Below are 24,525 nucleotides of genomic sequence, written 5' to 3' on the forward strand. Positions count from 1 at the left end.
TAACACCTCTTAAATTATTATAACTTTAAGCCGTTAAATTTATTCATAGCATTTTGTACACCATCTACTACCATACATTCAACTGCTTCTGTAACTATATTTAAAACTTCTTCTATCTTCTTTCTTTCATCTTGACTAAATTTTCCCAAAACATAATTCACAAGGTTTTCAGTAGGTTCACCTACCCCTACCTTTACTCTAGGAAACTCTTCAGAGGATAAGTGAAGCACTATGTTTTTTATGCCATTGTGTCCTCCTGCACTTCCTTTGGTTCTTATTCTTATTTTTCCAACATCAAGACTTATATCATCATATATTACAACTATATTTTCCTTGTTAATTTTATAATAATTTGCAGCCTCTACCACACTTTCTCCACTTAAATTCATGTATGTATACGGTTTTAATAAAATTACTTTTTCACCATCTATAATTCCTTTTCCGTATAAACCTTTAAAACCTTTTTTATCTATACTTATATTGTGCTTAGCTGCAATATTTTCAATGGCATCAAAACCCATGTTATGCCTTGTATGCTCATATTTTAAACCTGGATTTCCAAGTCCCACTATTAAAAACAATTGTTATCACTGCTTTCTTTTAATTTTCAATACTTATATTATGAAGATAATAAAAAAAACTGTCAACAATTAATTTATATTTTAAAGCTTCAACAAACAAAGCTTTAAAGTAAAAACTAAGAGTGACAACTTGTAATTATAATCACTTTGCATTAATCATCTTTACTCATATTCTCGGTCAATGTTATTTGAATCTTAACTATTTTTCCATTTCTATTAACTTTGCACGGTACTTTATCGCCTATCTTACTACTACTAACTATACTGCCAATATCATTAGTAGATAATATTCTTTGACCATTTAATTCTAAAATTATATCGCTTGGTCTTAATCCTGCTTTTGCAGCTCCACTTCCTGGCACTACTTCCTTAACATAAACACCCTTCATATTATCTTGGGACCTTACCTTAATATCTCCTCCCACTATACCAACAAAGGGCTTTATAACCTTTCCATTCTTCATTATCTGATCTATTATATCTTTAACTTGATTTATGGATATAGCAAATCCCATACCTTCAGAATTATACTGTGAGCCAATTTTAGAACTGTTTACGCCTATAACTTCACCCTTTTCGTTACACAAAGCTCCACCGCTATTTATTTGATTTATTGATGCATCTGTTTGCAATACTTTGTAACTTGAACCTTGAGTATTTGCATCATCCTGAAGCTTTAAATTTCTGTTTGCGGAACTCACTATTCCAGCTGTTACAGAACCAGAAGCTTCATTTCCAAGAGAACTTCCTATTGCTATAGCAAGATCACCTGCTCTAACCTTGGAAGAATCCCCAAAAATCGCAGTAGGCAAATTGTGACTATTGACTTTTATTATAGCTATATCAGATGCACTATCGAAACCTACAAGACTGGCTTCAATTTCTTTTCCAGCTTTTGCATTTGACAGTCTCACAAGTACCTTATTTGCTCCATTTATCAAGTGGTAATTTGTAACTATATATCCATCTGATTTAAATATTATACCTGAACTGATAGTTTGCTCTTCTCCATCAGAACCTGCATCGTTTGAATTAATTATGCCAACTATAGATGGACCAACCTCTTCTGAAACTTTATTTACTGAATTTGTTGGAACACTGCTGTTCCCTATAACAGATTTTTTTTCTTGAAACATAGGAGTGTTGCTCTTTTCTGCTAGCTCATAGTATCTTGTATTTACAACATATGTGGCAGTTATTGCACCGGATAACGCAGAAATTGTTATAAAAGATATAAATTTCAGCACCTTATTTAATCTAAGTTTATTTCTACTTCTAAAATTAATATTTCCCTCATTCCCATTTGAATTGTTCATATTAACTTCCTTCCAAGATACATCCTTTATTTCATTTTTATCGTTGAACAATCAGTGCACCCCCATACACATTATTTGTTATAGTAAAGACATTTCCGGCATATATATCACATCTTTTACCCTTCAGTAAACTACACTTTTCAATGAGATTGATTTCTTTATTATTATATAGTTAATTGTTTAATTAACTGTGAATAAACTGTAATAAATTCGATAAATTGCTTTTATATTTATTTGGCCAACTTTAATGTAAAGGTAAATTCCACTCCACCTTCTTTTTTATTTATAACATTTATATCCTGCCCGTGCTCTGTAAGTATACTCCTTACTATAGGCAGTCCGAGTCCTGTGCTCATTTTAGTAGTTCTAGCTTTATCAGATTTATAAAATCTATCCCATATATGATTAAAATCCTCTTCAGGGATTTGTGGCCCATTATTATATATTGTTATATATGCTTTATTATATCTTTCTTTTGTAGATATCTTAATCTCGCCTTCAGCATATACGTATTTAACAGCATTATCTATCAAATTAGTAACTACTTGACTTATCCTATCCTTGTCAGCTATAACATATACTTTATCGTTATTAAAGCATACATCTACATTTAATTTTTTTTCTTTTATTTTTGTTTCGAATTTAAGAACAGTAAATCTTATTATCTCATTTATATCAATTTTAGTTAAGTTAAGCTTAAGGTGACCTGCCTCTATTGAAGATAAATCCAATAAGTCATTTACTAATCTAGTAAGTCTATTTATTTCATCATAGGTAAGCGATAGATAATATCTTTCCTTTTCTTTTGGAATAACACCATCAAGCATACCACCAATAAATCCCTTTATTGAAGTTATTGGAGAACGTATTTCATGTGATACATTTGATATAAATTCTCTTCTGTTTTTTTCAGATTTTTCAATAGCATTTGCCATAAAATTAAAGGATTCACCGAGTTCACCTATTTCATCATTGGACTCAATGTTTACCCTCTTTTCTACTTCTCCTTTAGCTATTTTTCTAGCAACATCATTTATATTCTTTAAAGGACTTATTATTATCTTTTGGGAGAAGTAGTATATAATTATGCATGCTGCAATTATTGCAATTATCGCCGAAAACCAAATTATCTGATAAACCCTATTAACAGAATGCTTTACCTCTGATGCTGGAGTAGCTATCATTATAACTCCCTCAAAGGATTTATTAAAAATCATAGGTATCTCATATAATCTAACAGGCTTTTTAAATATTTCACTATAGTCAACAGTTTTTTCTATAGCCTCTTGATTCTTAGCTATCTCATTCAAATCTTTAGTATTAACCTGCGTTCCAACTAAGTAATCATATTTTGGGTTTGAAACAGCATACACGTAGCCATACATATCCATAACAACTATGTCTGCTCCTATGTCCGTATTTATATACGCAACTACTTCCTTTAATGTTTCATTGACCCTTGCCACCGACATATTGCCTTCTATATATTGAAATGCAACAGCCTGAACATACTTGGCTTCTGTAGTGATTTGACTTCTTTTTTGGGAAAAATAAAAATTTTGAAACCAAAACGATAGCACAGCAGAAGTCACAACAAAACTTATTGCAATAATGCCAGTATATGTTGCTATCATTTTTGAGAAAATTCCCTTTCTCATTATTTCACCTCAAATTTATATCCAACACCCCAAACAGTTTGAATATCCCATCCATTACCTTCATGAAGTTTTTCTCTAAGCCTTTTAACATGCACATCCACTGTTCTTGAATCGCCTGGGTAATCATATCCCCATACTTCACAAAGCAATTGTTCACGTGTAAAGACCTTGTTCTTGTTATTCGCAAGATAATAGAGAAGTTCGAACTCCTTAGGTGGCATCTTGATATCTTTTTCATTATATATTACTGTATATGAACCCATATCTATTTTAAGTCCATTAAAATTCAATACTTGGCTTGATACATTTTCAGAATTAGCTCTTCTTAAGACTGCTTTAACTCTTGCTACTAATTCTTTTGGTTCAAATGGTTTCACTATGTAATCATCTGCTCCAAGTTCTAATGTTAAAACCTTATCAAAAGTTTCTCCTTTAGCTGTAAGCATTATAACAGGCGTATTGTCCGCTTTTCTTATCCACTTTAAAACATCTATACCATCTTCTTGTGGAAGCATTATATCAAGTAAAACAATATCAGGTTTATACTCTACAAACACATTCTGTGCGCTTTTTCCATCATTGGATATTTTTGTAGCATACCCACTGCTTTCAAGATATAATTTTATTACTTCACATATATTTTCATCATCATCCACTATTAAAACCTTAGCTAATGAACTATCCATAATACTCCTCCTAAACATTCTTCGTATAGGAAACCAGCTGGTCTATTAACTTATAACTTCATAAGTTAAGAATCTTTTTGGTTACCATTCATAGATTTAAAATAATTACTTATCTTTTAATGTTACACATTTTCTGCTTCAATTATCTATTGAGCAGTATTTATTTATAGCACCCATAATAATAATTTAACACATTTTTTCAACTTAATCACTATTGTTACAAAATGTTAACTAATAGAAACTTATTATATTGAGTATAAAATAAGAGTGCTCAAAATATTTTTAATACTCTTGAGCACTCTTAAAACTATTCTTCTTGAAATATTTTACTTACAGGCATGTCTTCATAAATTCTTCTTATAGCTTCAGCAAATATCGGAGCAACTGATAAAACCTTTATCTTATCAATTCTCTTATCCCCCTCTATTGGAATAGTATTCAAAATAACTACTTCCTTTAATGGTGAATTTTCAAGTCTTTCTATTGCAGGACCTGATAAAACCCCATGTGTGCAGCAAGCTGAGACTTCTTTTGCTCCCATCTTAACTAATGCTTCAGCTGCATTTACAATTGAACCTGCCGTATCAATCATATCATCAACTAATATAGCTTTTTTACCTTTAACATCACCAATAATACTCATAACTTCTGAAACATTAGGTTTAGGTCTTCTTTTATCAATTATGGCAATTGGTGCATGAAGTTTCTCTGCAAACTTTCTTGTCCTTTTAACTCCACCTATATCCGGTGAAACCACTATTAAATCATCTGTATTCGAATTTTGATTTATAAAGTACTTAGCTAAAATCGGTACTCCTTCTAAATGATCCACTGGTATATCAAAAAATCCTTGAATTTGTGGTGCATGAAGATCCATAGTGAGTACCCTATCTGCACCTGCTGTATGTATTAAATCTGCCATTAACTTTGCTGTAATAGGTTGTCTTGCCTTTGCTTTTCTATCCTGCCTTGCATAAGCATAATTAGGAATTACAGCTGTTATTCTTCCTGCAGAAGCTCTTTTAAAAGCATCTAACATAATTAAAAGTTCCATTATACTATCATTAACAGGTTCACATAAAGTTTGAATTAAAAATAAATCTGTACCTCTAACTGTCTCATTGATATCAACCGCTGTCTCTCCATTGCTGAACTTTCCTACTCTTGAATCTCCAACTTGAACGCCAATTATATCAGCTATTTCTTCTGCCAAACTTGGATAAGAGTTTCCTGTGAATATTTTTATATTTTTACCGTGGTTTATCATTTAACCTTAGTCCCCCTAATTTATTTTAGTAATCCTTTTTTATCAACCCATCCTTCTTTTACTACTTGTTTCGCCCTTGCAATAGCAAGTGATCCCTCTGGAACCTTATTTGTTATAGTTGAACCTGCTGCTATATAAGTATTATCTTCCACTGTTACTGGTGAAACTAAATTAGTGTTGCATCCTATAAAGGATTTATTTCCTATAACAGTTTTATGTTTATCCTTGCCATCGTAATTTACTACTACTGTACCACATCCAAAGTTACAGCCTTCACCAACTTCAGCATCTCCGATATATGTTAGATGAGAAACCTTTGTATTATTTCCAATAGTAGATTTCTTTATCTCAACAAAATCTCCGATCCTAACCTTATTTCCTATATTACTTTCTGGTCTTATATACGCAAAAGGACCAACTGTTGTATCCTCTCCAACCTTACTTTCAAGTATTACAGAACTTTGAACTGTAACGTTCTTTCCGATTACACTGTCCTCTATTCTTGAATTAGGATACAAAACGCAGCCTGTTTTTATAACTGTTTTTCCCTGAAGGACATTGCCTGGATATATTATTGTATCACTCTCTATCTCAACGTCAGCACCTATGTAAGTGTTATCAGGATCTATTAATGTACTTCCGTTTTCCATATGTTTTTCATTTATTCTTTTTTGCATAACCTTGCCAACCTGACAAAGCTGAAGTCTTGAATTAACGCCTAAAATTTCTTCAAAAGGAACTGATATAGCACCTATTTTAGCGCCCTCTTCTTCAAGAATTCCAATAACATCAGTTAGGTAGTATTCGCCTTGAACATTGTTGTTATTTAATTTATCTAGGCTTTCAAGTAAGCTTTTTATATCAAAACAATACATTGCTGAATTTATCTCTTTAACCTTAAGCTCATCCTCTGTACAATCCTTATGCTCTACTATCTTTTTTACCGAACCGTCTACATTTCTTATTATCCTTCCATATCCTTCAGGATTATCTATAAGAGCTGTAATAATAGTTGCCTTATATCCGCCTTTTTCATGAAAATCAATTAAATTCTTTACGGTATCCTCTGTTATAAGAGGCGCATCTCCAGTAAAAATAGCTACAACTCCATCCTTGCCTCTAAGAAAATCCTCAGCACATTTAACTGCATGTCCTGTTCCCAATTGCTCACTCTGTAAAGAATAGCTTATATTTTTTTTAGATGTGGCCTCTCTTACTAATTCTGCTCCCTTACCTATAACCACATTCACATCTTGAAGTTCTGATTTTCTCATAGTATCTATTACATGGTTCACCATTTCCTTATCGCATACCTTATGAAGTACCTTTGGCAAATCTGATTTCATCCTCTTGCCTTTACCTGCAGCTAATATCAAAGCACATTTATACATAATTAAATACGTTATCTAAAATAAAACTTCTAGAATAACGCCTTTCAACTCCCTTCTGTTTGCATAACTAACTATCCTAAAAGATAACTACTTAGCTTTATTTTATTATATTTTATTAAAGATACAATTTCAATATTCTCACTATGTTTTAATTCATCCCTACTTAAAACAATGATTATTTAAATTTTATACTTAACTTGAAAAAAATCCATTAATAAACAATATATGTTTACGCAAAATAAAAAGGAGCTAATAAACTCCTTTTTACTTTATTCCTCTGTCTCTGTTTTTGTTTCTTCTTCATTTTTAACTTTTTCATACTCTGCTAATATAGCACTTTGAATCTTTTCTCTTGTAGCTGTATTTATTGGATGAGCTATATCCTTAAACTCACCATCTGGTGTCTTTCTACTAGGCATAGCAATAAATAAGCCGTTTTGTCCTTCAATAACTTTTATATCATGAACGACAAATTCATTATCAAAAGTTACTGATACTATAGCTTTCATTTTCCCTTCTGATGTTATTTTCCTTATCCTTACATCTGTAATTTGCATACAATACACCTCCAAGATGCTCACATTTTAGAATAAATTATATCTACTCTTTATATTCTTTATATTTTATAATAATCCTTCTGAAATTTAAAAAAATTATTAAACTTTTTAAATTTCGTATTATTTTTTAACAGATTGAAGGAACGACGATAGCTGATCCATCATCACCTATTCCATTAAAATCCAATATAGAGTAATAATCATGAACTAACTTTTCTGGATTTTCCTTATTATCTACAAGAACACCTATACCTAAAAGTTCACTTTCAAATTCTTTTAAAAGATCAATTATTCCAAGCGCTGTTCCTCCAGCTTTCATAAAATCATCTATAAAAACGCACTTACTTCCCTTGTTCATACATTTTCTAGATAAAGACATACTTTGAATTCTTTTAAGAGAACCTGTAACATAATTTATAGTAACAGTAGCTCCTTCAGTAACCTTAGCATCTCTTCTTACAATAACAAGCTGCACTCCAAGAAGTCTTGCAACCTCATACGCAAGAGGAATTCCCTTGGTTTCAACCGTCACCACATAATCTATATCCAACGTCATAAACTTAGAGGCTAATGTTAACCCTGCCATATGTACTATTTGGGGATTACACATTATATCTGTCATATAAATAAAATTCCCTGGTATTATTCTATCCTTTTCTTGTAAAATCAAACATAATTTTTTTACAAATATATTAATTTTTTCTTCAGATATTGAAACACTGTATTTTACGCCACCTGAAGCACCCGCTATAGTCTCAACTTTTCCATATCCTAATTTATCCATAATATCTCTTACTATTACCAGATCTTCGCTTATTGTTGATTTCGCTGCATTAAATAAATCTGTAAAGTAATTTAAATTTATCACTTTGTTTGGACATTCAATCAAAGTTTTAGTTATAGCCGAAACCCTTTGATTTCTGCTGAACTTTTCCATCACATCACCTATTCTATTATTTTAAAACTGATTTTTTAATTTACTAATAATTATATTAAAAAATCCTATTATTTTTATTTTATTCTTATTTATATCCTTAAGCAATAGTTTTTAACACTTTAGTTCTAACTTTTCAATATGAATCCTTTATAAAATCATAATATATAGTATAATGAAGAATGAAAGAGCGAGTATTTAGTTTTAATTTACCAGTGTTTAATTAAGTACTGTGCATAGAACTTATTTTTGTTAGGAGTTGAATTTTTATGTCTTTTGATCTAAAAAACGATATAAGTAAAAAAATACACTTTATTGGTATTGGTGGAGTTAGTATGAGCGGTCTTGCAGAAATACTGCTTGAAAGAGGCTTTAAGGTTTCAGGTTCAGATATGAACGGCTCTCCAATGATAGATAAATTAAAAGAGCATGGCGCTGAAATATATTTAGGTCATAATGAAAAAAATATTAATAATGTAGATATAGTAGTTTACACAGCTGCTATTCCAGAAGATAATCCAGAATTAATTTATGCAAGAAAAAATAATATATCCTTAATGACAAGAGCTGAATTTCTAGGTTCATTGATGAAAGGACATAAATATAATATTGCAATCTCCGGAACTCATGGTAAGACCACTACTACCTCTATGGTTTCACATATAGCTTTGACAGAGGATGTTGATCCAACAATATTAGTTGGTGGAAATTTAGATATCATAAACGGAAATGTACTTGCTGGAAAAAGTGATTATTTTATAACTGAGGCTTGTGAATATAAAGCTTCATTTTTAGAATTTTATCCTTATATAGGTGTTATATTAAATATAGATGCTGATCATCTTGATTATTATAAAAATATAGATGATATAGAAAACACTTTCGCTAAATTTGTAAACTTAATCCCAAAAGAAGGCTACTTAATAGCAAATGCAGACGATAAAAGAGTTGCTAGAGTTGCTTCAAATGCAACATGCAATGTAGTATCCTTTGGAATTGATAACGGAGATATAAGAGCGAAAAATATATCTTTTAATGAAAGTGGTTTTAGTTCTTTCGATGTATATAAATCAAGTGAACTTTTATTCAACATTGAGCTTAATGTTCCTGGAAAGCACAATATTTTAAATGCACTTTCTGCTATAGCATCAGCTTTAACTCTTAAAATCAGTCATAAATCTATAATCGATGGACTTAAAAGCTTTAAAGGAACTCATAGAAGATTTGAAATTAAAGGAGTTAAGAATGGTATTACAGTGATTGATGACTATGCTCATCATCCAACTGAAATAAAAGCAACACTAGATGCCGCAAAAAACTATCCTCACAATAAAATTTACTGCGTATTTCAACCTCATACTTATTCAAGAACTTTAAGTCTGTTTGATGATTTTTCAAATTCTTTTTCAGGTGTAGATGAATTAGTTCTAGCTGACATATATGCTGCAAGAGAGAAGGATACTGGAGTTGTAAGCTCTCTAAAGCTTTCTGAGGCTATAAATAAAAATGGTGTAAAATCTTCAAACCTACACAGCTTTGAAGATATAGTAAATTACTTTAAAAGCAAATTAAATGACGGCGATATTCTTTTAACTGTTGGTGCAGGTGATGTCTTTAAAATTGGAGAAATGTTTTTAAGTAAATAATCCTCATATAAATAAAAAATTACATGCTTGCAATAAGTAAGCATGTAATTTTTTATACTTCTCAATATAATTAGGCAAATATTAATTTTTTCTTTTCCGTTTAAAATTAATATTATAGGGAAAAATACCTGTAAAACAATTTAATAGGAGGAAGCTATCATGTCCAATTTTTTGATTTCATCAGCACTTGATATAGTATTAATCTTTGCTGCTTATTTTATATTCAGAAGTATTATAAGCGGTCCTACAAGGCATAAAATATACGAGAAGTTTATAAGTTCTTTTGGTAAGTTTGTCATATATATATTTATAGTTTCCGCAGCTATAACTGGTATTGCAGCATATATTATGTACAGAACAAGATTTGTATCTTATTTAAATATAGTAGCTCCTGCTCTAGTATCTGTTTTTGTTGGATTTGTAATATCGACAGTTCCTACACGAGGAGTTGAGGATGAGAATAATCAAATGAATAAAATCTAAGATTAAGAACTTATATATTTAATTTTATCAATAGTAAAATAGTTTTTTATTTTGCTATTGATTTTTTATATATTATGGTATATAATAATATATGCCTACGGGGTGTGGCGCAGATGGGAGCGCGCGTGGTTTGGGACCATGAGGTCGCAGGTTCAATCCCTGTCACCCCGACCATTAAAACCTGGAAGGGTTTTTTTTTATTTAAATTTATATTTGCGGGGTGTAGCGCAGTGGTAGCGCGCATGCTTCGGGAGCATGATGTCGCAAGTTCAACTCTTGTCACCCCGATTATTTCAATATTTTAACTTATATTCAATTTAATACATTCAGCTTGTACATATTAACTCATCAACTCATATAATATATTGACTAAAAAACCATAAGCTTAAATATATTAGATTAGGAGTTGATTAACAAATGGCATTAGCTCGTATAGCAAGTCTTCCAAATACAACTTTATTCAAAAATTCTGGAGGTACAGGTAATCCATATCTCCCAAACAATGTAGCTGTACCTGTAGCCGAACCATATAGTGGTTGGCCTAATATAACCACCAATACTTCTCCTACAACAGGAGATACTGAACAACCTATATATTTATGGTATCTGCCCAGTACAAACCCTTTTCTTATTGCCTCAGGAGAAACGGCTTACTTTTATAGACGCTGCATAATAACCTTCCCTGCATTAACAACAGAAACCTTAATAAATATTTCTATGAAAATGGTTGCAGATAATGCGTTTATATCAAACGTTTATATCATGCCTTATATAGGAACTGCACCTGAGTATGATTACTCTTACAATCAGCAGTTTTACTGCGGAAAATTTTCTCCCGCGCAATCATTATTTGAAACTTCACCATATAATTGGCAAACAATTAAATCTCAATCCGTATCTATTTCAAACATTTCCCCTACACCAATTGTTCGAAATTGGGATTCAATTATTATTGAACTAGAGACTGAGATAATGAATTATATTGCCTCACCAATTGGAAATACACTAAACCCTGCTGGTTTTCAATATAATATAGAATTTGATAATTTACCAACAAATTCAGTTCTAACTAATGCAACAAACAAAAACCCTATTAACCCACTTGAATAAATCCAAAGGGGATGTAAAACTATTTTTGATAGTTTTACATCCCCTTATTCATTATTTATGTATATAAAACAATAATTTGTATAGTTTATAAAAGGAGTGCTTTATTAAAGAAACGGATTTAAATTTAATCTTCATTAGATTTTAATAAAGCTCTAATAGGGTAAGGAGGTTCTTATTGTGAAGATATTTGAAGCATATACTATAAAGAACATGTGTTTAAAAAATAGAATTGTAATGCCACCTATGTGCATGTATTCTTCTGATAATACAGGTAATATAAATGATTTTCATTTAGTACATTATACTACACGATCTATAGGCGGTGTAGGTTTTATAATAGTAGAAGCCACTGGCATTACACCCAACGGTAGAATAAGCGATAAAGATTTAGGAATATGGAGTGAAAAACATGCAGAGGGGTTAAGCTTTTTAGTAAAGGAAGTTAAAAAGTATGGTTCGAAAATAGCCATACAATTAAATCACAGTGGAAGAAAATATGAAGGCACTTCTGGTGAACCTGTTGCTCCAAGCGCATTAGCCTTTGATGAAAACAGCAAAACGCCAAAAGAGCTCACTAAAAATGAGATTAAAGAAATAATTTTGGCATTTAAAGCTGCCGCTAAAAGAGCTGAAAAAGCCGGTTTTGATGCTATAGAAATACATGGAGCTCATGGCTACCTCATAAACCAATTTCTTTCTCCTCTATCAAACTTTAGGGACGATGAATACGGCGGAAGCACCGAAAATAGAACCAGATTTCTAAAAGAAGTATTGGAAGCTGTAAGAGAAGTATGGCCTAAAGAAAAACCTATACTTTTGAGAGTTTCTGCTGAAGACTATAGAGGCGGCTCTGGAATAACTCCAAATGAGATGGTTAACATTATAAATATAGTAAAAGATCTAATAGATGTTGTTGATGTAAGCTCTGGTGGAGTTGCTCCTGCACACATAAACTTATATCCAGGTTATCAAGTAAAATTGTCTGAAGTTATAAAGAATGAGTGCAACGTACCAACTATAGCTGTAGGACTTATATGTGATATAAATATGGTAGAGGAAATTCTTTCAAATAACCGTGCTGATCTTGTAGCTCTTGGAAGAGAACTTTTAAGAAATCCTTACTTCGTATTAAGTTCAGCAAGACTTAAGAATATAAATATAGATTTTCCAAAGCCTTATGAAAGAGCTTTCAATTAGACATTTATATAATAAGTCAAAGCTAGGGTTATGTTTATTATTTTTATACAATCCTGGCTTTTTGTTTTTTCATGCTTTTCTTAAATGTACAACTTTTCTTCTGTATAAATCCTGTAAAATTTGGTTAGCATATATTGTATATCATGATTTTAAGGGGGTTTTTATATGAATAACAAGTATATAGAACTTTTCAAATCACTCGTAGATTCCTATTACAACGATACTTTTGATTCTTTTGTATATCACATCCTTTCAGATGAAGAGGTAGATAAAAAAGAGCTCTCAAAAGTAATATCATCCTTATGTGGCGTTAGTGTTGAATTTAAAGATACTGAAACTTACATAAGTGAATTAAAAAAAGCAATCTCAAATTATAAATGTACTGATAACATAGTAGAAAAAATCAAAGAATGCGATTCTTCTTGTCACAGCAACGAAGGAGAAACTCCCTGCCAAAAATCATGTCCATTTGATGCTATACTGGTAGATAAAAACACTAAGACTTCACACATACAGAAAGATTTATGCACAGATTGCGGCAACTGTATAACTTCATGTCCTTCTGGATCAATATTGGATAAAATTGAATTTATGCCTCTATTAAATCTATTTAAAAATAATGAGACAGTAATAGCTGCTGTAGCACCTGCCATAGCTGGTCAGTTTGGAGAAAATGTTTCACTTGAAATGCTTAGAACTGCTTTTAAAAAGGTTGGATTTGCAGATATGGTAGAAGTGGCTTTTTTTGCAGATATGCTTACTATAAAGGAAGCTTTTGAATTTAATGAACTAGTAAATTCAAAGGATGATTTAATGATAACCTCTTGTTGTTGCCCAATGTGGGTTTCCATGATACGAAAAATATACAAGGATTTAGCTAGACACGTTTCACCTTCGGTCTCTCCTATGATTGCCTCTGGAAGAGTTATAAAAAAACTAAATCCAAATTGCAAGGTGGTTTTTATAGGTCCTTGTATTGCTAAAAAAGCCGAATCTAGAAGTCAAGATATAAGTGATGCAATAGATTTCGTGCTTACCTTCGAAGAGTTAAAAGGTATATTTGATGTACTAGATATAGATCCAGAAAAGCTGCCAGAAACACATACAAAGAGTTATGCCTCAAGAGAGGGCAGACTTTATGGTCGCACAGGTGGAGTATCTACCTCTGTAGATGAAGCTGTAAAAAGAATTTTCCCTAACAAACATCATTTATTTAAATCCACAAAAGTAGATGGTGTTAAGGATTGTAAGGATATACTTAATAAAACGCAGGCTGGTAATATAGGTGCAAATTTTTTAGAAGGTATGGGCTGTGTTGGTGGCTGCGTTGGTGGTCCAAAAGCTATAGTTCACAAAGATCAGGGACGTGAAAGTGTAAATAAAACAGCAGAAAGTTCTGAAATTAAAATATCTGTTGATAGTGAACGAATGAAGGATATTTTAAGTCGAATAGGAATTAACTCAATAGAAGATTTCGGAGATAAATCTAAAGTAGATATTTTTGAAAGAAGATTTTAATATAAATTTATCAGTCGATAAGGCTTAGTTTTCATGTTATACTTAATATATAACGTAATGGAAACTCAGTTTAACCTATACTTAGATTTGAAACTTTTAAATGTATTAACTAGGTTTTACTTTCAATTTCCTATAATTGTGAGGTGATTGCATATGACTGGTAAAATTAAAGCAGCCATTTTCGACATGGATGGTACACTTGTAGATTCTATGTGGATTTGGCAATCAATCGATGTGGAGTATTTAAAGAAAAAAAATATATCATTTCCTGATGATTTAAAAGCTGCAATTGAACACTTAGGTTTTCATGCTACAGCTAGATATTTTAAAGAAAGATTTAACCTTAAGGAATCAATTGAAGAGATAACTGATGATTGGACTCAGATGGCATACAAACATTATGCAGATGATATAAAATTAAAGCCTTATGCTAAGGAATATTTACTATATTTAAAAAATAAAAACATAAAGTTAGGTTTAGCAACAAGTAATTGTAATCTTTTAGTTGAAGCAGCACTAAAGCCTCTAGGAATATATGATTTATTTGACTCAATTACAACTACCGATGAAGTTGATAAAGATAAAAACTTTCCAGATGTTTACCTACTTGCCGCTAAGAGATTAGGCGTATCACCCCATGAATGCATAGTTTTTGAAGATATTTTGCCTGCTATATTGTCAGCCAAAAAAGCTGGAATGACCGTTGTCGCTGTACATGATGAATCTTCCATTAAAAGCTTAGTTGATATAAAGGATAAAGCAGATAAATTCATTGTATCTTATGATGAAATCATTGCGTAATTCTTCAATACAAATTAGAGAACCAATAAAATTAACATTGGTTCTCTAAAAGTTATTTTTTACTTGTAAATATTCTATTTAGGTTCAATAATATCTTCTTCTAAAATCAAATCTGAACTAGGTATCCATCCCTTATTATTAGTATCAATATTCAAATTGATCATTACCTCGTACCATAAATTATTCTCAATCTGTCCACTATCAATTATTTTTATATTGGTTCCGCTTTGTACATTCGTTAATATATAAGAATCATATACAGGTGCAATATAAAGCTTAGTATTTTTACTAACCACTCCATTTTTACTCTTAACAGGTATATACTTTATAACAACAGAATTATTAAACCTTTCTTCTTTTTTATCTGAATAACCTTTTAAAGCTTTTTTCATTTTATTATTTTGTCTTGTTAAAACCATTATGTGTCTTTTTTGTTCTTCCTCTTTTTTTATAAGATCAACTGCAAAATATATACAAACGCCAAAAAATATGAGCACTACAAGTATAATCAAAGGCAATACCTCTCAAAACATCTATTCACTATATAATATGTACTAGTATCTATAATTATTTACTGCTTATAAAATTTCTCCATTAGTGTACTGAGGTACTAATTTTACAATATCCTTTTTACAACAATATTCAAAGTCTTTTTTTAATCCTAGTTCCATTATTCTCTTATAATGTTTTGCATATTTTACAAATCCTTTTATATCCTCATTAGTTTTATAAACATATTGAGCCGTGGTTGCTGCATCTGTAAGCTCTAGCTTTTTCATTCTATCCATTACACAATTTATTATATATCCGCTACAAATAAAATCATCAATTGAAAATTCTCCATAGGTTCCTGCATTAACTATTACCACATCATTATTAAGCTCTACTATTTTTTCTGCTACTGCTTCTCCATTAAGAACAGACCCTATAAGTATATCCCTTGCTGTTTCTGATCCCTTTATGGCCCTGGTTCCATTTGTTGTTGTCATAATTAAAGTTTTACCTTTTACAACATCTTCGGTATATTCCATAGGAGAATTAGAAAAATCAAAGCCCTCTATTTTAAGGCCTTTTCTCTCTCCTCCTAAAATAGCATCTTTACCGTATTCTTTTACCTTTTTTAAAGCCTCTTCAACTGTAAGTACTGGTACCACTCTTTTGCAGCCATTGTTTAAAGCAGTTGTAATAACAGAGGTTGCCCTAAGCATATCTATTACAACAGCAGTTTTATTTTTTACCTTTTCTTCTTTTATATCATCAGCAGATATAATCAAATCTATTTTCAAGCTACCCACTCCTTATAATCTTTATAAAAATATTTTACCATTATCTAAATATTTTAATAAATAATTTAACAAAAAATTCTCCATAAAGATGAAATTTTTCTTTGTAATCATCTTTATGGAGATTCATAATTAATTATTTGACATTTTCAACACTTGCTAGCTGGTAAGCTCCTACTGCATCATTATATTTAAAGGTATATTTATAGTTAAATTCCTTTTTAGATGTAACATAAGTCTCACCATTATCACTATCTATGTCATACACTTCATGTGTAACTACCGTACCTGATTTACTATCACTACTAAAATCACATGAAACAATATTACACTGCTGATTCATCTCTACTATTTTTTTACTATAAGCATCTTTTATATATGCCTCTTGCTGTTTATAAAGGTCGCTATCTGGGTAGAGATACTTTTGTATAAGCGACATATTATTGTCATTTACAGCTTCTCCAAAGTAAAGAGTATAATCCTGAAGCAACTGTTTAATCTTCCACTCATTAGAATCCGGTTTATATTTTGAATTAAAGAAATCTAAGTATACTTGTGGCCCATTTATATCATAAGAATACTCTAACTTTTGAATATCACTTTTTATTATTTTTCCATCTTTTTTAATAGTTCCGTATATACTTGTTTTCTTATCAACAGGTCCAATAGTTTTAATATCTTTTATCTTTTTTCCTGTGTCCTTATCACCTATAAATATTTCTGCATCTTTTTCATCACTGTCAATTTTAACGTATTTTAAATCCTTAAGCAGTACAATTGAAATTTTATTATTTTTAGTTTTTAGCGTATTAACATTTTTAGAATCAGTTGGGCTTGCATATTTGCCCTTATACACTGCTTTTATGGTATATTTACCTGGCAGAAAAGGCCCGTATTGTTTATTATCATTATCTTTTGTTACGGTACCAATCTTTTCGTTGTTCAAGTAAATATTTGTTCCCTTAAATTTTGTCTTAACTGTTACATAGGCTGGCTTTACTATTATTTTATAATTAGGAAAAAATAAATACTTATTTCCTTCACGTTCCATCCTAAAGGCATATGAATTTGATGTAAGTGAAGGGCTGTCTGCATTTATCGTATCTGCTTCATCATTTAATTCACTTAAGACACTATCTGAATATGACTTATTGCTATTAAAATATTTAATAAGTATATTTGCACTTGCATCATCCATTTTGGCATTATTATTTGAATACTCTACTAATTTTTCTATCTTAGCTTTATCTTTCTTTGCTACTGCTTCTTCAAAATTTTTTACTACTTTCGATGGATTGGATTGAGTTTTCCCAAAATAAATAAATACTCCAACAAAAATCACTACTACAGCTACCGAAGCTATTGCTATAATCATTTTTTTTGATATACTCTTCCTTACAGGTGATATTGTCTCAACCTTGCTTTCTTCAGCTTTGATTTTATTTAAAGCTGAAGCTTGACTTTTTTTATCTGTGACACTACTTCCACATTTGGGACAGACCTTGTATTCGTCTTCTAACTTATGACCACATTTAGTGCAAAATCTCATAACTATATTTCCTCCAATAATATATTATAAAAACTACCTACTTACACTTTCTAACAGTTTATATACTAGATATGTATTTGTTTTACCATTAAATTTAAAACTATATGAACAATTATATTCTTTTGTTGACTGTACGCCATACTTATCCACATTATAAACCTCCTCTGTATTTACAACACCACTCTTACCATCCTGATTGAACTTACATCCAGTAATATTACAGCTTTTAGTTGTTATCTTTTCATCTTTACTTTGATACTTTTTTACTAAAGCCTTTACTTCATCAGAAAGTTCACTTCCTGGATATATATAAGAATTCATAGCACCCAAGTTACCAGTATTTACAGCAACACATTTGAAGACTAAATAGTTTTTGATAAGCTGTTGTACTTGTCCCCCATTAGGATTTGGTACTCCTGGGTATGTAGGAAAATCTAAATAAAGCTTAGGAGTCTCCTCTTTATTATACTCACCGCCTATCTCCTTTTCTTCACTCTTATACTGCTTACCATTTATAACTGCAACAGCATATATCTTTGTATTATTAGTGATAGGTCCTAAAGTTTTAACGTCTTTAATTTTTTTGCCTATATTTTTATTATCTATAAAAACTTCTGCATCCTCATTTTCACTAGTAACATTAACATATTTCACAGAATCAATATTCTTTACTTCGGTGTTTTTCGTTGTATCAACCTTAACAACTTTATCTACCTTAGCATAATTTCCTCTGTAAGATTCCTTTACCGTATAAATTCCAGGCATGTACGGTCCATATGTGTGTGTAAAATCATCACTTGTACTTGTTCCAACTTGTTTATTATTAATATAAATATTAGTACCCTTAACTTTGCTTTTAATTGTTATATACGCTGGTTTTACTAATATTTTATAATCAGGAAATATCCCATACTTCTTTTCTGCTGGTTTTAAATTCATAAAGTATTTCGAGCTTAAATGTGCATCTGAATCACTTGCTAATTTATCTGCCTGACTACTTAACTCTTTAAATAATCCTTTTGAATAATCATGATGATTTTTAAGATACTGTATAAGAATCTCTATATCATCTTCATTAATGTGTTGTGACTTATTTGAAGATTTTATTAAATTTTTCACTTCACTTCTATCATCTCTACTGATTGCTGTTTTGAGTGATTCTACTGCTGTAGCTGGGTTAGATTGCATTTTTGAAAATAAGCTGTGTAGAATAATTAATATTAAACCTATTATAAGTCCCGTTATTACTAGTTTACTTTTTTTTGAGAAGTTTAGTTTCCTTTGATTTAAGATATTATTTAAAAGCCTATTGCCTTGGGAATTGAAATTAGTACTTTCTTTTTGCATAGAATCCTCTTCCTTATCCTTTCCACTCATATAATCACCTCAGTTCTACAATTAAAGCAAAAATTTTTATTATCTTCTAATTCATTACTACAATTAGCACAGAGTTTCATACTTACCTTCCTTCCAGAGCACCAATTATTATCTAAAGTGCCAATATATATCGTTAAACTTGCGATATTATTAATTATCTTCTACATTTTACTATATTTTTTTAATGTAGTAAAATAAACTAATGTAATTTTAGGAATATTGTTCCTTGAGTTACCATAAAAAAGACTTTACATTTGAATTTTCCATTACAAATGTAAAGCCTTTTTTATTTATTTTCCTTCCATATTAAAAATGAAATTACAAACACAGCAGCCTCTTTAAAGTTTTTTATATCAAAACCCGTTTCTTTCTTTAATTTATCAATCCTATATATAAGCGTGTTCCTGTGAATAAATAGTCTTTTAGCAGTATTGCTTATATTAAGTCCATTTTTAACAAATTCATCAATTGTATTTAGCATTTCTGAGTCAAGCTCATCGAATTTATCCTTAAACTTATACATTATTTTTTTCTTTAAATTATTGTCCATATAATAGGCCATTCTCTCTAGAAAAAGTTTATTATAATCAATAACCTCTTCCTTAAGGGAAAACCTTCTAAATAAAACTAATGCCTCTATTGCATTATCATAAGCCTGCTTCAAATTAAAATTATCTTTTGAAATTTCGCTAAAACTTACAACACACTTGCAAAATAAGTTTGATATAATTGCCTCTCTCATACTAACAGCATGGTCATATACATCTTCAAAGTCTCCAATAATTATAATATCTGATTTATATACCATAGTTATAATATCACTACTAGTGTACATTTGATTTACTATATTAAGTCCATCATATACATTTGAGTTTAACCTTACAATAAAAAGCACTGGGCTACCAACAAACATATTATTCAGTATTTTATTCTGCTCTAGGTCTTCTTCTTCAAGAAGCTTTTGAATATTTTTGTATCTCCTTGAACATATCTCATTGTATTTATTTTCTATTGAATACATAAGTAATTTCACACATGCCTTAAAGCTTTTATCTAACCTTAAAACAAATCTATCATAACCTAAGTTCAATGGATAGTACACATTGCTATGGCTCTCAACATAAGAATTGCTTTTATATATTAAGCTCCCATCCTCGGTTGATATTTCAAATTCTATACCAGACCTATTTTCCAGTTCATTAAGAAATGTATTTAACTCTTTCATATTCACCTCTTAATTATAATATAGTTTCTTCCGTTTCTTTATCAAACACATGAAGTTTGTTAATATTTATTCCAATTTTAATTTCGTCTCCTGCTTTTGAAGTAGATGCACCATTAACCCTCACTATAAAATTAGCCTTGCCCTTTGCAAGATGTATATATGTTTCAGCACCCATAAGTTCAGTAACCTCTACTTTTGCATTGATTATTGCGTCCTTATGCTTTTGAAGAAATTCAGGACTTTCATCCATATTTTCAGGCCTTATACCTAAAATAACTTCTTTATTAATATAACCATTTTCTTTAAGTATTTTACTGATATCACCTGAAACAGGAATTTCTTGTCCTTCAACTGATACCATAATTTTTCCGCTATCTTCAGTCACCTTAGAATCAACAAAATTCATTTGAGGACTTCCAATAAAACCTGCAACAAACATATTCTTTGGCTTTTCATATATATTTTGTGGAGTATCAACCTGCTGAATAACTCCATCCTTCATAACTACTATTCTAGTTCCTAAAGTCATAGCCTCTGTCTGATCATGAGTAACATATATAAATGTATTTTGTAGATCCTTGTGAAGCTTGGCTATTTCAGTTCTCATTTGAACTCTAAGTTTTGCATCCAAATTTGATAGAGGTTCATCCATAAGAAATACCTTAGGTTCCCTTACTATCGCTCTTCCCATAGCAACTCTCTGTCTTTGTCCTCCTGATAGTGCCTTCGGTTTTCTATCGAGAAGGTGTGCTATATCTAAAATCTCTGCTGCTTTTTTAACTTTCTCATCTATAACATCTTTGGGTGTTTTTCTTAGTTTTAGCCCAAAAGCCATATTTTCATAAACAGTCATGTGAGGATATAAAGCATAGTTTTGGAACACCATAGCAATATCTCTATCCTTTGGGGAAACATCATTAACTACTCTTCCACCTATTGTTAGTTCTCCCTTAGTTATCTCTTCAAGTCCTGCTATCATCCTAAGCGTAGTTGACTTACCACAACCGGAAGGTCCTACAAATACAATAAATTCCTTATCCGCAACGTCAAGATTGAAATCCTTAACCGCAGTAACATTACCATCATAAACTTTATAAATGTGCTTTAAAGATAAATCTGCCATACTAACTCCCCCTAGTTTTGTATTATACTTACATTGTAGTTTATAAAGATATGTTTATCCATGCATGAATTTCACAAATTTATATCCACTTATTTGTAGAAAAATACAAACCTTGATATAGATTATTTTTCCTCATACTATTATCTATAGAATTAAGAACTTCCCACTTCTTAAGACTCCATTTAGGTTCAATAAGTAAGTCCCTAGGTGCATCACCTGTAAGCCTATGTATTACAATATTTTGAGGAAGCATAGTTATAGCTCTGCAAACAGTTTCTACATACTCCTCCTCACTCATGAAAGTTAATTGTCCATTATTATAAAGTTCCACTAATGGAGTTCCCCTCATTAAGTGAAGTAAGTGTATCTTTATCCCTTGAACCTCTTTATGCGCTACATAATCTATGGTTGAAAGCATATCCTTTGGTTTTTCTCCTGGCAATCCAAATATAGTATGAACCACCACATCTATTTTTCTCTCTCGAAGTTTTTTTACAGCATCATCAAATACGATAGTATCATATCCTCTATTTATTACTTTCGCTACTTTATCATTAGCTGTCTGAAGCCCAAGTTCCACCCAAACATAAATTCTTTTGCTAAATTCCTGTATTAAATCTAAAACCTCTTCACTCAAACAATCTGGCCTAGTTGCAATTGCAAGGCCAACAACTCCATCCTTACTTATTGCCTCACTATATTTTTCTCTAAGCACCTTAATTGGGGCATAGGTATTTGTGTATGCCTGAAAATAGGCTATGTACTTACCATTCTTCCACTTGTTTTTCATCATATCCTTTATATCCTCAAATTGCGTTGATATGGAAAACTTTCTATTACCCGCAAAATCTCCAGATCCCCTTTCACTGCAAAACATGCAGCCACCTCTACTTATAGTGCCATCTCTATTAGGGCAAGAAAATCCTGCATCTAAAGATATCTTAAATACCTTATCCTGAAATTTTTCTCTTAAAAAATAATTTAAACTGTAATAGGGCTTATCTCCCCATCTTTTCTTTACTTGTTCATTTTTATCTTCCTTCACCTTTATCACACCTCACCCTTTATTTCTTCAGCTTTACCTTATATGTACCTATATTAGTATTGTTTCACTATAATTTACTTTTGCTCATCTTTTCTACTAAACCCTTTAAACATTTTAAAAGATTATTTATGTCCTCTTCTTTCATACCATGTAAAAAATCAAATAAAAATGTTCCACTGGATTCCTTGTCCATATCTTCTATAAGCTTTTTTCCGCTCTCTGTCAAAAAAACTCTGCTTATTCTTCTATCATTTTTATCTCTTATTTTTTCTACAAGTCCTTTATTCTCAAGTCTAGTTATTCTTTCGGAAACTGTGTTTGGAGAGTTATTTATATTCTTTGCTATCTCACCAACAGTAGGTGCTATATCAACTATAAGCTCATTTATTTCTATAAGAAGCTGAAATTGCTCCAGGCTTAAATCATATTTTTTAGATAACTTATAATATTTTTCACGTATTAATAAATCTATTTGTTTTCTGCATTTTATAATATCTTCAATTTTTTGTTTCTTATTCATATTTTCCTCCAAAATAAATCGTGTAACGATATTTTCGTTACACGATTTATTTTATAGTCTATTATATTTTCCGTCAACTTTTTCCTTTAGCCTTACTTACCTTATAAGTTTTTAAATTCACTCTCCACTGTCCTGCCTTATCCTTAGATTTAGGTTCATTAGCATTTCTAGGCTTACTATCAAAAATTAAATATTTCTCATCAAACTTTACAAGTGTTAAATCGAACTTATCAGCTGGAAACTTTTTATCTACTTGTTTGGATACCAAATCTCCTGATTGAGCTTCATACATTTTTATTCTCATACTATTGTTTTCAAGACATTGAACGGCAATAATTCCATCATCATTAGAATAAGCTATATCTTTAACCTGAGCATTTTTGTATACATCTATAACTTTAATTGATTTTGCAGCTACTTGAAAAGGCTGACTCTCATCACTTAAGCTTTGATCACTTTGACTTTGGGAAGCATTTTGGCCATTTCCACCATTTCCACCACCTTGCTGCTCAAGATCTTGTATTTCACATACACCAATAAGCGGGTTAGCTCCAGCTGTAGATATAATAGCCATATTTCCATCATTAGAAGCACTTAAAAAACTGAATCCATCCTTTGATACCTTAATTTTGTCTATTTTTAATGGATCACCTTTAGAAAAATAGTATTCTGGCACTCCCACTAAATTTATTAATATATTGCTTTTTGCCTCATCTTTAATTTTAACCATCAAATTTCTTTTATATTGAAATACTTCTTTATCACTAGTACTAGATATTTTTTCTATCAAATATTTACCCTTGCTCTTTTTTATCTTAAAAATATCCGTATCAATACTTGTGTAGGGTGAATTTTGATCTGATCTAATCACATTAACTCTTATATTTGCAGTTGTTCCCATTTCTGTAGTATCCATTATTTTATAAGAGGTTATTTTAAGAGCAGATTGCTGCGAACCGCTAGCTTCCTTTTTAAGACTTTTACCGTATAGCTGCTGCATTTTTGAAAAATCATTATTCGTGTATGCTGTCATATACTTATTAACAGTTGCTATTGCCTTGTTCATCTGAAATTCATTTATGTTGGTTAATTTCTCATTTTTTGTACAACTAGTACTGGTAAATACAATTAATAAAATACAAATATAACTGAAGAATCTTTTCATAAATAATTCCCCCAATATGTCATTTCCTCATTATAGTTTGCTCAATTTTCTCAAACATAGTCATTGTTTTTTGATAAAAAGTACTATAATAAA

At 30.8% G+C, this 24,525-nt stretch carries 23 protein-coding genes and 2 tRNA genes; 8 read left to right on the forward strand and 17 right to left on the reverse strand.

Going from position 1 to position 24,525, the window contains the following annotated elements; all coding sequences use genetic code 11:
• Nucleotides 1-17: 17 nt before the first annotated feature.
• The 8 genes from pth to purR form a co-directional block, all read right to left on the reverse strand.
• Complete coding sequence (pth, locus tag CA_RS16560) at nt 18-581, reverse strand: aminoacyl-tRNA hydrolase (RefSeq protein ID WP_010966493.1); 564 nt, start codon at nt 579-581, stop codon at nt 18-20.
• Nucleotides 582-733: 152 nt separating this feature from the next.
• On the reverse strand, nt 734-1,897 hold the full coding sequence (locus tag CA_RS16565) for a S1C family serine protease (RefSeq protein WP_010966494.1): 1,164 nt from the start codon (nt 1,895-1,897) through the stop codon (nt 734-736).
• 230 nt (nt 1,898-2,127) lie between these two features.
• Nucleotides 2,128-3,555, reverse strand: a complete 1,428-nt coding sequence (locus CA_RS16570; protein WP_010966495.1) for a HAMP domain-containing sensor histidine kinase — start codon at nt 3,553-3,555, stop codon at nt 2,128-2,130.
• The gene (locus tag CA_RS16575) at nt 3,555-4,241 is read right to left on the reverse strand and encodes a response regulator transcription factor (protein ID WP_010966496.1); all 687 of its coding nucleotides are present in this window, start codon (nt 4,239-4,241) and stop codon (nt 3,555-3,557) included. Before CA_RS16575 ends, CA_RS16570 begins: the two co-directional genes overlap by 1 nt.
• 307 nt (nt 4,242-4,548) lie before the next feature.
• Nucleotides 4,549-5,508 carry a ribose-phosphate diphosphokinase gene (locus tag CA_RS16580; protein ID WP_010966497.1) on the reverse strand — a complete coding sequence of 320 codons (960 nt, stop codon included), beginning with the start codon at nt 5,506-5,508 and terminating at the stop codon, nt 4,549-4,551.
• Between the two features lie 20 nt (nt 5,509-5,528).
• Nucleotides 5,529-6,899, reverse strand: a complete 1,371-nt coding sequence (gene glmU / locus CA_RS16585; protein WP_010966498.1) for a bifunctional UDP-N-acetylglucosamine diphosphorylase/glucosamine-1-phosphate N-acetyltransferase GlmU — start codon at nt 6,897-6,899, stop codon at nt 5,529-5,531.
• A gap of 269 nt (nt 6,900-7,168) precedes the next feature.
• The gene (gene spoVG, locus CA_RS16590; RefSeq protein ID WP_010966499.1) at nt 7,169-7,456 is read right to left on the reverse strand and encodes a septation regulator SpoVG; all 288 of its coding nucleotides are present in this window, start codon (nt 7,454-7,456) and stop codon (nt 7,169-7,171) included.
• Between the two features lie 127 nt (nt 7,457-7,583).
• A complete protein-coding gene (purR, locus tag CA_RS16595) occupies nt 7,584-8,393 on the reverse strand; it encodes a pur operon repressor (protein ID WP_010966500.1) in 810 nt (269 codons plus the stop codon).
• A 266-nt stretch (nt 8,394-8,659) separates the two neighbouring features.
• Here purR and murC point away from each other — a divergent pair, with 266 nt between their 5' ends.
• The 8 genes from murC to CA_RS16635 all read left to right on the forward strand — a co-directional run bounded on the left by murC (nt 8,660) and on the right by CA_RS16635 (nt 15,145).
• Nucleotides 8,660-10,036, forward strand: a complete 1,377-nt coding sequence (gene murC / locus CA_RS16600) for a UDP-N-acetylmuramate--L-alanine ligase (RefSeq protein ID WP_010966501.1) — start codon at nt 8,660-8,662, stop codon at nt 10,034-10,036.
• 159 nt (nt 10,037-10,195) lie between these two features.
• Nucleotides 10,196-10,519, forward strand: a complete 324-nt coding sequence (locus CA_RS16605; protein WP_010966502.1) for a hypothetical protein — start codon at nt 10,196-10,198, stop codon at nt 10,517-10,519.
• A gap of 98 nt (nt 10,520-10,617) precedes the next feature.
• Nucleotides 10,618-10,693, forward strand: a tRNA-Pro gene (locus tag CA_RS16610).
• 42 nt (nt 10,694-10,735) lie between these two features.
• Nucleotides 10,736-10,807, forward strand: a tRNA-Pro gene (locus tag CA_RS16615).
• Between the two features lie 129 nt (nt 10,808-10,936).
• Nucleotides 10,937-11,629, forward strand: a complete 693-nt coding sequence (locus CA_RS16620) for a hypothetical protein (RefSeq protein ID WP_010966503.1) — start codon at nt 10,937-10,939, stop codon at nt 11,627-11,629.
• A 177-nt stretch (nt 11,630-11,806) separates the two neighbouring features.
• On the forward strand, nt 11,807-12,826 hold the full coding sequence (namA, locus tag CA_RS16625) for an NADPH dehydrogenase NamA (protein WP_010966504.1): 1,020 nt from the start codon (nt 11,807-11,809) through the stop codon (nt 12,824-12,826).
• Nucleotides 12,827-12,991: 165 nt separating this feature from the next.
• On the forward strand, nt 12,992-14,344 hold the full coding sequence (locus tag CA_RS16630) for a [Fe-Fe] hydrogenase large subunit C-terminal domain-containing protein (protein ID WP_010966505.1): 1,353 nt from the start codon (nt 12,992-12,994) through the stop codon (nt 14,342-14,344).
• A gap of 153 nt (nt 14,345-14,497) precedes the next feature.
• A complete protein-coding gene (locus tag CA_RS16635) occupies nt 14,498-15,145 on the forward strand; it encodes an HAD family hydrolase (RefSeq protein ID WP_010966506.1) in 648 nt (215 codons plus the stop codon).
• A 74-nt stretch (nt 15,146-15,219) separates the two neighbouring features.
• Here the strand turns inward: CA_RS16635 and CA_RS16640 are convergent, their stop codons facing one another.
• From CA_RS16640 to CA_RS16685, 9 genes are all read right to left on the reverse strand, one after another.
• Nucleotides 15,220-15,657 (reverse strand): hypothetical protein, encoded by a 438-nt coding sequence (locus CA_RS16640; protein ID WP_010966507.1) that lies wholly within the window; start codon nt 15,655-15,657, stop codon nt 15,220-15,222.
• A gap of 66 nt (nt 15,658-15,723) precedes the next feature.
• A complete protein-coding gene (locus CA_RS16645) occupies nt 15,724-16,431 on the reverse strand; it encodes a 2-phosphosulfolactate phosphatase family protein (protein ID WP_010966508.1) in 708 nt (235 codons plus the stop codon).
• A 133-nt stretch (nt 16,432-16,564) separates the two neighbouring features.
• Nucleotides 16,565-17,977 carry a zinc ribbon domain-containing protein gene (locus CA_RS16650; RefSeq protein ID WP_010966509.1) on the reverse strand — a complete coding sequence of 471 codons (1,413 nt, stop codon included), beginning with the start codon at nt 17,975-17,977 and terminating at the stop codon, nt 16,565-16,567.
• Nucleotides 17,978-18,010: 33 nt separating this feature from the next.
• Nucleotides 18,011-19,354 carry a TcaA 3rd/4th domain-containing protein gene (locus CA_RS16655; protein ID WP_010966510.1) on the reverse strand — a complete coding sequence of 448 codons (1,344 nt, stop codon included), beginning with the start codon at nt 19,352-19,354 and terminating at the stop codon, nt 18,011-18,013.
• 286 nt (nt 19,355-19,640) lie between these two features.
• On the reverse strand, nt 19,641-20,579 hold the full coding sequence (locus CA_RS16665; RefSeq protein ID WP_010966511.1) for a PucR family transcriptional regulator: 939 nt from the start codon (nt 20,577-20,579) through the stop codon (nt 19,641-19,643).
• A 13-nt stretch (nt 20,580-20,592) separates the two neighbouring features.
• Nucleotides 20,593-21,702 (reverse strand): ABC transporter ATP-binding protein, encoded by a 1,110-nt coding sequence (locus CA_RS16670; RefSeq protein WP_010966512.1) that lies wholly within the window; start codon nt 21,700-21,702, stop codon nt 20,593-20,595.
• A 79-nt stretch (nt 21,703-21,781) separates the two neighbouring features.
• Nucleotides 21,782-22,756: a TIGR01212 family radical SAM protein gene (locus CA_RS16675; protein WP_010966513.1), complete on the reverse strand. Its 975-nt coding sequence runs from the start codon at nt 22,754-22,756 to the stop codon at nt 21,782-21,784.
• Nucleotides 22,757-22,814: 58 nt separating this feature from the next.
• Nucleotides 22,815-23,267 carry a MarR family winged helix-turn-helix transcriptional regulator gene (locus CA_RS16680; protein WP_013913609.1) on the reverse strand — a complete coding sequence of 151 codons (453 nt, stop codon included), beginning with the start codon at nt 23,265-23,267 and terminating at the stop codon, nt 22,815-22,817.
• A gap of 73 nt (nt 23,268-23,340) precedes the next feature.
• Entirely contained in the window at nt 23,341-24,432 is a 1,092-nt protein-coding gene (locus CA_RS16685; RefSeq protein ID WP_010966514.1) for a hypothetical protein, read from the reverse strand.
• Nucleotides 24,433-24,525 lie beyond the last annotated feature (93 nt).

The sequence above is a fragment of the Clostridium acetobutylicum ATCC 824 genome (assembly GCF_000008765.1).
Lineage (GTDB): Bacteria > Bacillota > Clostridia > Clostridiales > Clostridiaceae > Clostridium_S > Clostridium_S acetobutylicum.

Excerpts from the sequence above, each read along its gene's own strand:
- glmU (WP_010966498.1), bottom strand. The coding sequence starts at position 6,899 with ATGTATAAATGTGCTTTGATATTAGCTGCAGGTAAAGGCAAGAGGATG.
- CA_RS16685 (WP_010966514.1), bottom strand. The coding sequence starts at position 24,432 with ATGAAAAGATTCTTCAGTTATATTTGTATTTTATTAATTGTATTTACC.
- CA_RS16680 (WP_013913609.1), bottom strand. The coding sequence starts at position 23,267 with ATGAATAAGAAACAAAAAATTGAAGATATTATAAAATGCAGAAAACAA.
- CA_RS16620 (WP_010966503.1), top strand. The coding sequence starts at position 10,937 with ATGGCATTAGCTCGTATAGCAAGTCTTCCAAATACAACTTTATTCAAA.
- CA_RS16570 (WP_010966495.1), bottom strand. The coding sequence starts at position 3,555 with ATGAGAAAGGGAATTTTCTCAAAAATGATAGCAACATATACTGGCATT.
- CA_RS16605 (WP_010966502.1), top strand. The coding sequence starts at position 10,196 with ATGTCCAATTTTTTGATTTCATCAGCACTTGATATAGTATTAATCTTT.
- CA_RS16580 (WP_010966497.1), bottom strand. The coding sequence starts at position 5,508 with ATGATAAACCACGGTAAAAATATAAAAATATTCACAGGAAACTCTTAT.
- CA_RS16630 (WP_010966505.1), top strand. The coding sequence starts at position 12,992 with ATGAATAACAAGTATATAGAACTTTTCAAATCACTCGTAGATTCCTAT.
- CA_RS16655 (WP_010966510.1), bottom strand. The coding sequence starts at position 19,354 with ATGAGTGGAAAGGATAAGGAAGAGGATTCTATGCAAAAAGAAAGTACT.
- spoVG (WP_010966499.1), bottom strand. The coding sequence starts at position 7,456 with ATGCAAATTACAGATGTAAGGATAAGGAAAATAACATCAGAAGGGAAA.
- CA_RS16665 (WP_010966511.1), bottom strand. The coding sequence starts at position 20,579 with ATGAAAGAGTTAAATACATTTCTTAATGAACTGGAAAATAGGTCTGGT.
- CA_RS16635 (WP_010966506.1), top strand. The coding sequence starts at position 14,498 with ATGACTGGTAAAATTAAAGCAGCCATTTTCGACATGGATGGTACACTT.
- CA_RS16650 (WP_010966509.1), bottom strand. The coding sequence starts at position 17,977 with ATGAGATTTTGCACTAAATGTGGTCATAAGTTAGAAGACGAATACAAG.
- murC (WP_010966501.1), top strand. The coding sequence starts at position 8,660 with ATGTCTTTTGATCTAAAAAACGATATAAGTAAAAAAATACACTTTATT.
- CA_RS16575 (WP_010966496.1), bottom strand. The coding sequence starts at position 4,241 with ATGGATAGTTCATTAGCTAAGGTTTTAATAGTGGATGATGATGAAAAT.
- CA_RS16670 (WP_010966512.1), bottom strand. The coding sequence starts at position 21,702 with ATGGCAGATTTATCTTTAAAGCACATTTATAAAGTTTATGATGGTAAT.
- purR (WP_010966500.1), bottom strand. The coding sequence starts at position 8,393 with ATGGAAAAGTTCAGCAGAAATCAAAGGGTTTCGGCTATAACTAAAACT.
- CA_RS16565 (WP_010966494.1), bottom strand. The coding sequence starts at position 1,897 with ATGAACAATTCAAATGGGAATGAGGGAAATATTAATTTTAGAAGTAGA.